The sequence below is a fragment of the Nocardiopsis sp. NPDC058631 genome (assembly GCF_042716955.1).
Classification (GTDB): domain Bacteria; phylum Actinomycetota; class Actinomycetes; order Streptosporangiales; family Streptosporangiaceae; genus Nocardiopsis.
In genome coordinates this window covers 20,687-29,250 of the sequence record NZ_JBHXQY010000085.1, presented here as the reverse complement: position 1 = coordinate 29,250, position 8,564 = coordinate 20,687, and the positions used below count along the sequence as shown (strand labels likewise).

Genomic DNA, 8,564 nt, shown 5'->3' with positions numbered 1-8,564 from the left:
ACCCACGGGTCGGCGGGGGATCCCCGCGTACCTGCGGGCGGGCGGAAAAAGGCCGTCAGGCGACCATCGCGACGAGCGCGGTCCACTCACCGCACGGGAACTCCAGGCGGCCCCCACCCCGGTTCCGGGAGTCCCGCACGGCCGTGGTCGCGCCCTCGGCCACCTCGACGCAGTTGGTGACGCCCTGGCTGTAGCTGGCCTTGTGCCATGTTCGCTGGTCCTGCTCTTGACGAAGCATGCCGTGTACCTCTTTCTCTTCGCGGTGCCCGTGCGTTCGCGTGCCTCTCCGGCCCGCGCGCTGTGCCCGGGTGGTTGCGGGGCCGGGCGCCGGGAAACGGTCACTCCCGCTCGTTCTCACGCCTCCTCCGGGACGAACCGTGCCCGATACGGGCGGGGTGATGCGCTCCGGCGCCGGAACGGTACGGCGTACCGTCGTCCGGTCCGGGCCCGGACCGTCGGGAGCCCGCCTCCGTCCGCCGGGCGTAGAGTGCGGTTGCGGGGCCGGGTGTCGGTGACGCCCCCGGCCGCCGCACCAGCATGCGTACCGGGTACCCCGGCGGACCCGCGTCCGGGCCGGGGCCACGCCACGACGGGGAGAACCACCAGTGAGTACCACCCACGCCGCACCCGACCGCGAGAGCCTGCGCGACCTCGCCGTGAGAGTGGCGGCGGAGGCGGGCGACCTCGCCGCCGAGGGCCAGGCGGGCATCACCGTGCTCGACACCAAGTCCAGCCCCACCGACGTCGTCACCAAGATGGACCGTGCCACCGAGGACCTCATCCGGGCCCGTCTGCGCGCCGCCCGCCCGGATGACGCCGTCCTGGGGGAGGAGGGCGGCGACGACGGGGGCACCAGCGGCGTCCGCTGGGTCGTCGACCCGATCGACGGCACCGTCAACTACCTCTACGGAAGCCCGGACTGGGGGGTGGCCGTCGCGGCCGAGGTCGACGGCGTGGTGGTCGCCTCCGCGGTCAGCGTTCCCGCGCGCGGGGAGATGTTCGAGGCCGTCCTGGGCGGCGGTTCCCGCCGGAACGGCGAGACACTCCAGGCCCCGCCCGCGGTCCCCCTGGACCTCGCCCTGGTCGCCACCGGCTTCGGTTACTTCCCGGAGAGGCGGGTCCAGCAGGCGAAGGTCCTCCTGGAGGTCGTGCCGCACATCCGCGACATCCGACGCGGAGGGTCGGCGGCCGTGGACCTGACGGGCCTCGCCACCGGCCGCTACAACGCCTACTACGAGCGCGGACTCCACGCATGGGACTGGTCCGCCCCGGGCCTGGTCGCCAGCGAGGCGGGTGTCCGCGTGGGCGGGCTCCGGGGAGGCCCTCCCAGCAACGACCTCGTCATCGCCGCGCGCCCGGAACTCTACGAGGCCCTCGACGCCCTTCTGGTGCCGCTGGGCGCCGACACCGACGGCTGACCCCGGGTACGCGTGAGGCGCGGTGGGAGACCGATCTCCCACCGCGCCCCTGTAACGTCATCCGTCCCGGTCCGCAAGGATCCGGGCGGCTGCCGTCGGTCGACCTAGATGCCGGTGTCGAGGCCGTTGCGGGCCGCGATACGGCGCAGGTCCTCCAGTTCCGACGCATGCGTGTCGGCGAGGAAGTCGTCTCCGGCGGCCTGTGCCGCCCTGTACGAATTGTTGGTCTCGTTGATACGGACCGTGATCTCCGCGAGGAACTCGCCCATTGCACCTCTTCCAGGGGTAGGCACCGGAGCACGCTGGTGCGCCGGTGCGGATCCGTTCGCGCACGCCGGAGGCGTCCGCACGATCGAAGTGGTCACGACCCTGTGACACGCGTGCGCGCCGCGGTCCGAACCTCGGTCCGGGGTCCGCGCGCGCATCCTCTACGTGTACCGCACCGTGATCCAGGTCAAACCACCGCCCCCCGCACGTGATCTTTCCGTAATCCGCCCCCGGGTTCGGGCCGGGTTCCATAGAATGGGCACGGCGCCGCCGAGGGGGATCCGGGGCCGGAGCCCGCCTGTGCCCGTCCGGCTGCGGTCAAGGGCGCGGCAAAGGTGTCCCACGACACATTTCCCTTCAGGGTCTTGCGCTTACTTGGTTCTTATTCTTCATGTGTCACATTCAAGATGTGCGGGGTTGGGTCGCCGCCGACGGTTGGGGGATTCGCCGGCGGCGGCTCCCCGCGCACAAAGGGGGCTGTGAAGCTCCCGGCTCAGCGCCCGTGACCACACGGGGGTGAGGTTGTCGGCCGGTTCGCGAAACCGCCGCGACGGGTTTACCGTCTCCTTACCCCGGTTGTGAAAGAACGGATGACGCGGCCGGGACCAAGAACGCCGCTGCCGGTGTGTTGGGGGATGCGCCGGCAGCGGCCCCTTTTTTTGCCAGGTACCAACGCTCCAGAGGAACAACGTGCGCGTACTCGTGGTCGAAGACGAACGAGTCCTGGCCGACGCCGTGGCGGTCGGACTGCGCCGCGAGGCGATGGCCGTGGACGTGGTCTACGACGGTGACACCGCGCTGGAGCACACGGCGGTCAACGACTACGACGTGGTCGTGCTCGACCGGGACCTTCCGGGTACCCACGGCGACGACGTCGCCCGCACCCTGGTCAACGAGAGCTACAACGGCCGCATCCTGATGCTCACCGCCTCCGGCGGCGTCCAGGACAAGGTCGAGGGCCTCACCATCGGCGCCGACGACTACCTGGCCAAGCCCTTCGCCTTCGCGGAGCTCATCGCCCGTGTGCGCGCGCTCAGCCGCCGCTCGGCGCCGCCGCTCCCGCCCGTCCTGGAGCGCCACGACATCACCCTCGACCCGGCCAACCACCGCGTGTACCGCGGTGACCGGGAGATCTCCCTCACCCCCAAGGAGTTCGCCGTCCTCCAGGTGCTCATGCGCGCCCAGGGGATCGTGGTCAGCGCCGAGGGGCTGTTGGAGAAGGCCTGGGACGAGAACGCCGACCCCTTCACGAACGTCGTCCGCGTCACCGTCATGACGCTGCGCAAGAAGCTCGGCGACCCGCCCGTGATCCAGACCGTGCCCGGTGCGGGGTACCGGTTGTGAGACCGGGGGAGCGTCCCGAGCCCGGGCAGGTGGAACCCACCGGCCCGGGTGACACCGGGACGTGGCGCCGACTGCACTCCACCTCGCCCGAGGGCGGGGTCGTGGAGCGCTCCGCGGCCGCCGACCGGGTCCGCAGCTTCACCGACAACATCAGCCTGCGCGTGCGGCTCACCCTCATCTACGGGATGCTGTTCTTCGCCGCGGGCTCCGTGCTGGTGCTGGTCAACTACCTGGTCGTGGCAGTCCTGCTCAACGCGCTCCTCGCGGAGGAGAGCGCCTCGGAACTGCTGACCCACAGCTACCTCATCGAGGAGGTCCTCACCCACGTCACGAGGTTCTCGCTGCTGGCGCTGTTCCTGGTGGGGCTCCTCGCGGTGGCGCTGGGGTACGCGGTGGCGGGGCGGGCCCTGTCGCCGCTGCAGAAGATCACCCGCATCGCGCGCCGGCTCTCGGAGAGGTCCCTGCACGAGCGGATCGCCCTGTCCGGCCCCGACGACGAGATCCGCGAGCTGGCGGACACCTTCGACGGCATGCTGGAGCGCCTGGACCGGGCCTTCGACGGTCAGCGGCGCTTCGTCGCCAACGCCTCCCACGAGCTGCGTACGCCCCTGGCGATCAACCGGACCCTCCTGGAGGTGGCGCTCAGCGCCCCGGACGTCTCATCCGACCTCAAGAGCGTCGGCCAGACCCTCCTGGAGACCAACGCCCGCCACGAACGGCTCATCGACGGCCTGCTCTTCCTTGCCAAGAGCGACCGCGAACTGGAGGTCCGCGCCAGGGTCGACCTCGGCGAGGTCGCCGGGACGGTGCTCAGCCAGCTCGGCGGCGACGTGTCCGGTTCCGGCCTGTCACTGCGCCAGGACCTGCGTTCCGCGCCGGTGGTCGGCGACCCCGTCCTGCTGGAACGGCTCGTCGGCAACCTGGTGGAGAACGCCCTCAAGTACAACGTCGAGGAAGGCGAGATCACCGTCCGCAGCGGCATGTACGAGGGGATGCCCGCAGTCCAGGTGGAGAACTCCGGCAAGGTCATCCCCGCCTACGAGATCGAGGGGCTGTTCGAGCCGTTCCGCCGTGGCTCCAGCGACAGGGTCGGCTCGGGCCGCAGCGCCGGGCTGGGCCTGTCCATCGTCCGGTCCGTGGTGCGCGCGCACGAGGGCGTGGTGACCGCGTGGCCGAGGGCGGGCGGAGGCCTGGTCGTCACCGTGTGCCTGCCCGTCGTGCCCGGGGAATCGGGCGAACGGCGCTGACCCCTCCCCGCGGTCGGCCGCGACCCCCTGTGGCACCTCCCGTTCCGCACGGTTGCGGACCGCCGGCGCCGCCCTGCGGTGGATCCCGGCGGAGCAGGAGGTCGGGGCCAAGCTGCGTTCGGGCGGACTTCGTGGTATCTATACGTGTCCGAAGACACGCCCATCCGTGTCACGAGCGTCGCGCTCGGGTGGGTATGCTTCCCCGGGCGTGGACACGGAGGGAATCCCTCCTGACGTGGGCATGTCTTGGCTTTCGCCCGCCCCTGGGGGAGTGTTTCGCGCTTTGCCCGGAATGAGCGGAAGCGGGTTTTCCAGGTCTACGTGGCGCTCGACGTTGGGTAGTACACGGGGAGCCGACCCTTGGCGCAGCCGCCACCTATGGCCGCCAGCGGTCACGACCCCGTGACATCACTGCTCACCTGTGGACAGTGGCCCGGGAGGGGACACGGTTCACCGACATCGGGAAAACTCATCGGCAGATCCGGGCACAACGAAGGTCTCTCAAGCGTTACACCCGCGCGACGAGGCACTGAACGAGGGGGATGGAGTTAGCAGAGATGGCCACCGACTACGACAGCCCGCGCAAGACTGACGAGGACATCAACGAGGACAGCCTCCAGGAGCTGCAGGCGCGGCGCGTGGACAAGGGCACCGGCACGATCGACGTCGACCCCGACGAGGTCGCGGAGGGCATGGAACTGCCCGGTGCCGACCTGTCGGGCGAGGAGCTCGCGGTGCGCGTGCTCCCGCGTCAGGCCGACGAGTTCACCTGCTCGCGTTGCTTCCTTGTGCACCACCGCAGCCAGCTCGCCGAGCAGCGCGCCGGTCAGTTGGTCTGCAAGGAGTGCACCTGAGCGGGCGGGACGGTCGCTGAACCGTCCCGTCCCAGGTGACTCCCGGTCCGTAGCGAGCGGACCCCACCGCGACTCGACGCGTCCCCGGCCGGGGGCGCGTCGCGCGTATCGCCCGGACGCTCCCCGCCCGTCCGGACGTGAGGCCACCGGGGGAACGACGACGGCGGACGGCCGACCACACACATGGGTGGTGCGGTCGGCCGCCCGCCGCCGTCATGGGGCGCCGAGCGCCCTGGGCCTCAGACCTCCAGCTCCTTGGGGCCCGCGCCGACCAGCTTCGCCCGGGCGGCCCGCACGGCCAGGACCCGGGCCACCTCCACGCCCACACCGGCCATCACGGCCCAGCTGAGGGCGCGGCCCAGGCTCACGTCGGGGGACTCCAGGTCCGTGGGCGGTTCCTCACCGGTCACGCGGGTCCAGGCGAAGTTCAGGGCCTTGCGCATCACGAACTCCGCCGCGATCCCGGCCGCGAACCCGACGAGCGCGGGACCGACGTCACCGCCGTCCTTCTTAGCCATGTGAATCGTCCACCGTTTCCGTTGGGTGTACGAGGGGGTGCGACGGGCGCACGTCCCTCATGTGCGTACGGGGAGATCCTTTCATGCGGACCCCCAGAGGGAAGGATACCCCCGGGGGGTGTTTTTCTCCCCGTGTGACGTCCGAGAACCCGGAGCGATCACGGTCACGGGAGCACTACCATTGGCCCCATGACCAACCGCTCTCATTCCTTCCGCATGCCCGACAAGCCTTCGCTGGACGGTATCGAGGCGAAGTGGGTCGACGTATGGGATGAGTCCGGCGTCTACCACTTCGACCGCACCCGCAGCCGCGAGGACGTCTACTCCATCGACACCCCGCCGCCCACGGTCTCGGGGTCGCTGCACATCGGCCACGTGTTCTCCTACACGCACACCGACACCGTCGCACGCTTCCAGCGCATGAACGGCAAGGCCGTCTTCTACCCGATGGGCTGGGACGACAACGGCCTGCCCACCGAACGCCGCGTCCAGAACTACTACGGTGTCCGCTGCGACCCGTCGGTCCCCTACGACCCGGAGTTCGCGCCGCCGGCCAAGCCCGACCCCAAACGGCAGATCCCCATCTCCCGGCGCAACTTCATCGAGCTGTGCGACACGCTCACCGCCGAGGACGAGAAGGTCTTCGAGTCCATCTGGCGCAGGCTCGGGCTGAGCGTCGACTGGCGGCACACCTACGCCACCATCGACGAGAACTCGCGCGGCACCGCCCAGCGCGCCTTCCTGCGCAACCTGGCCCGCGGCGAGGCCTACATGTCCGAGGCGCCCACCCTGTGGGACGTCACCTTCCGGACCGCCGTCGCCCAGGCCGAGCTGGAGGACCGGGAACGCCCCAGCGCCTACCACAAGGTCGCGTTCCACAAGCCCGACGGCACCCCGGTCCACATCGAGACCACCCGCCCCGAGCTGCTGGCCGCCTGCGTCGCCCTGGTGGCCCACCCCGACGACGAGCGCTACCAGGACCTGTTCGGCACCACCGTGCGCACCCCGGTCTTCGGCGTCGAGGTCCCGGTCCGCGCACACCGCCTCGCCGACCCCGAGAAGGGGTCCGGCATCGCGATGATCTGTACCTTCGGTGACACCACCGACGTCACCTGGTGGCGTGAGCTCCAGCTGGAGACCCGGCCCATCATCGGCTGGGACGGCCGCATCATCGCCGACCCGCCCCGCGGACTGGAGGCCGGTGCCGCCCGCGAGGCCTACGACTCGCTCGTCGGCGCCACCGTCCACACGGCGCGCGAGCGCACCGTGGAGATGCTCCGCGCGAGCGGCGACCTGGTCGGCGACCCCAGGGCCATCACCCACCCGGTCAAGTTCTACGAGAAGGGCGACAAGCCCCTTGAGATCGTCACCACCCGCCAGTGGTACATCCGCAACGGCGGCCGGGACGAGGACCTGCGCGAGCAGCTGATCGCACGCGGCCGCGAACTCACCTGGCACCCCGAGCACATGCGGGCCCGCTACGAGAACTGGGTCGGCGGTCTCAACGGCGACTGGCTGGTCAGCCGCCAGCGCTTCTTCGGCGTGCCCTTCCCCGTCTGGTATCCGCTGGACGCCGACGGCAACCCGCGCTACGACGAGCCGATCCTCCCCTCGGAGGACCAGCTGCCGGTCGACCCCAGCTCCGAGGCCCCCGCGGGCTACACGGAGGACCAGCGGGGCCGGGCCGACGGTTTCATGGGCGACCCCGACGTCATGGACACCTGGGCCACCTCGTCGCTGTCCCCGCAGATCGCCTCCGGGTGGGAACGCGACCAGGACCTGTTCGAGCGCGTCTTCCCGATGGACTACCGCCCGCAGGGCCAGGACATCATCCGCACCTGGCTGTTCGCCACCGTGGTCCGCGCCAACGCCGAGAACGGCACCCTGCCCTGGAGCACGGCCGGCATCTCCGGCTGGATCCTGGACCCGGACCGCAAGAAGATGTCCAAGTCCAAGGGCAACGTCGTCACCCCGCTGGCGCTGCTGGAGCAGTACAGCTCGGACGCGGTCAGGTACTGGGCGGCGAGCGGTCGCCTGGGCACCGACACCGCCCTGGACGAGGGCCAGATGAAGGTCGGCCGACGGCTCTCCATCAAGATCCTCAACGCCAGCAAGTTCGTCATGTCCGTCGCCGGTGAGGGCGCCTCGGCGGACCCGGCGGAGGTCACCGAACCGATCGACCGGGCGATGCTGGCCGCGCTCGCCGACGTCGTGGAGGACGCCACCGCCGCGTTCGCCGCCTACGACCACACCAGGGCCCTGGAGCGCACCGAGCGCTTCTTCTGGGACTTCTGTGACGACTACCTGGAGCTCGTCAAGACCCGGGCCTACGACACCGGGTCCGCCGAGGGAGCCTCCGCGCGCGCCGCGCTCCTCGTCGCCCTGGGTGCCCTGCACAAGCTGTTCGCCCCCTTCGTCCCCTTCGTCGCCGAAGAGGTCTGGAGCTGGTGGCAGGAGGGCTCGGTGCATGCCCAGACCTGGCCGGACGCCGCCGCCTACCGTGCCGCAGCCGCCGACGGCGACCCGGTGGTCCTCACCGCCACCGCCGAGGTCCTGCGCGCCATCCGCAAGGCCAAGTCCGAGGCCAAGCTGTCCATGCGGGCCGAGGTCGAGCACGTCCGGGTGTCCGGCAAGCGGGTCGAGTCCGCCCGCGCCGCCACCGGTGACATCGCCGCTGCGGGCCGGGCCGCCGGGATCGACTTCCAGGCCACCGACGACACGGACCTCACGGTCGAGGTGACCCTGCCGGAGACCTCCGAGGGGTAGCGGCGGGGCCGGGGCCGAGCCGCGCGGGACCCCGGCGCGACGCAGCCCGGGCGCACGGGGCGGGGCCGGAGCCGATCCGGCCCCGCCCCGCCGCCACGGCACCCGCCGCCCCATGCGCGAACCGGCGGCGCCGGACACCGGGGCAGCCCC

At 71.1% G+C, this 8,564-nt stretch carries 8 protein-coding genes; 5 read left to right on the top strand and 3 right to left on the bottom strand.

Annotated elements, in window-relative coordinates:
* Positions 1 to 55: 55 nt before the first annotated feature.
* The gene (locus ACFWTE_RS23235) at positions 56 to 238 is read right to left on the bottom strand and encodes a DUF397 domain-containing protein (RefSeq protein WP_378781971.1); all 183 of its coding nucleotides are present in this window, start codon (positions 236 to 238) and stop codon (positions 56 to 58) included.
* Positions 239 to 605: 367 nt separating this feature from the next.
* On the opposite strand from ACFWTE_RS23235, the gene ACFWTE_RS23230 reads away from it, so the two are divergent.
* Entirely contained in the window at positions 606 to 1,418 is an 813-nt protein-coding gene (locus ACFWTE_RS23230) for an inositol monophosphatase family protein (protein ID WP_378781970.1), read from the top strand.
* Between the two features lie 104 nt (positions 1,419 to 1,522).
* Here ACFWTE_RS23230 and ACFWTE_RS23225 read toward each other — a convergent pair whose 3' ends face one another.
* Positions 1,523 to 1,687: a hypothetical protein gene (locus tag ACFWTE_RS23225; protein WP_378781969.1), complete on the bottom strand. Its 165-nt coding sequence runs from the start codon at positions 1,685 to 1,687 to the stop codon at positions 1,523 to 1,525.
* Between the two features lie 688 nt (positions 1,688 to 2,375).
* Here ACFWTE_RS23225 and ACFWTE_RS23220 point away from each other — a divergent pair.
* The 3 genes from ACFWTE_RS23220 (at position 2,376) to ACFWTE_RS23210 (ending at position 5,130) form a co-directional block, all read left to right on the top strand.
* Entirely contained in the window at positions 2,376 to 3,029 is a 654-nt protein-coding gene (locus ACFWTE_RS23220; RefSeq protein ID WP_378781968.1) for a response regulator transcription factor, read from the top strand.
* Positions 3,026 to 4,276, top strand: coding sequence for a sensor histidine kinase (locus tag ACFWTE_RS23215; RefSeq protein ID WP_378781967.1), 1,251 nt, complete (start codon positions 3,026 to 3,028; stop codon positions 4,274 to 4,276). The genes ACFWTE_RS23220 and ACFWTE_RS23215 overlap by 4 nt, the downstream gene beginning before the upstream one ends.
* A 557-nt stretch (positions 4,277 to 4,833) precedes the next feature.
* Positions 4,834 to 5,130: a DUF4193 domain-containing protein gene (locus tag ACFWTE_RS23210; protein WP_087100666.1), complete on the top strand. Its 297-nt coding sequence runs from the start codon at positions 4,834 to 4,836 to the stop codon at positions 5,128 to 5,130.
* 239 nt (positions 5,131 to 5,369) lie between these two features.
* Here the strand turns inward: ACFWTE_RS23210 and ACFWTE_RS23205 are convergent, their stop codons facing one another.
* Positions 5,370 to 5,648, bottom strand: coding sequence for a DUF4235 domain-containing protein (locus tag ACFWTE_RS23205; RefSeq protein WP_378781966.1), 279 nt, complete (start codon positions 5,646 to 5,648; stop codon positions 5,370 to 5,372).
* Between the two features lie 189 nt (positions 5,649 to 5,837).
* On the opposite strand from ACFWTE_RS23205, the gene valS reads away from it, so the two are divergent.
* A complete protein-coding gene (valS, locus tag ACFWTE_RS23200; RefSeq protein ID WP_378781965.1) occupies positions 5,838 to 8,414 on the top strand; it encodes a valine--tRNA ligase in 2,577 nt (858 codons plus the stop codon).
* The last annotated feature ends 150 nt before the right edge of the window (positions 8,415 to 8,564 follow it).

Bases quoted from the DNA above. Each gene is read 5' to 3' on its own strand.
- ACFWTE_RS23235 (WP_378781971.1), bottom strand. From the start codon at position 238: ATGCTTCGTCAAGAGCAGGACCAGCGAACATGGCACAAGGCCAGCTAC.
- ACFWTE_RS23210 (WP_087100666.1), top strand. From the start codon at position 4,834: ATGGCCACCGACTACGACAGCCCGCGCAAGACTGACGAGGACATCAAC.
- ACFWTE_RS23225 (WP_378781969.1), bottom strand. From the start codon at position 1,687: ATGGGCGAGTTCCTCGCGGAGATCACGGTCCGTATCAACGAGACCAAC.
- valS (WP_378781965.1), top strand. From the start codon at position 5,838: ATGACCAACCGCTCTCATTCCTTCCGCATGCCCGACAAGCCTTCGCTG.
- ACFWTE_RS23205 (WP_378781966.1), bottom strand. From the start codon at position 5,648: ATGGCTAAGAAGGACGGCGGTGACGTCGGTCCCGCGCTCGTCGGGTTC.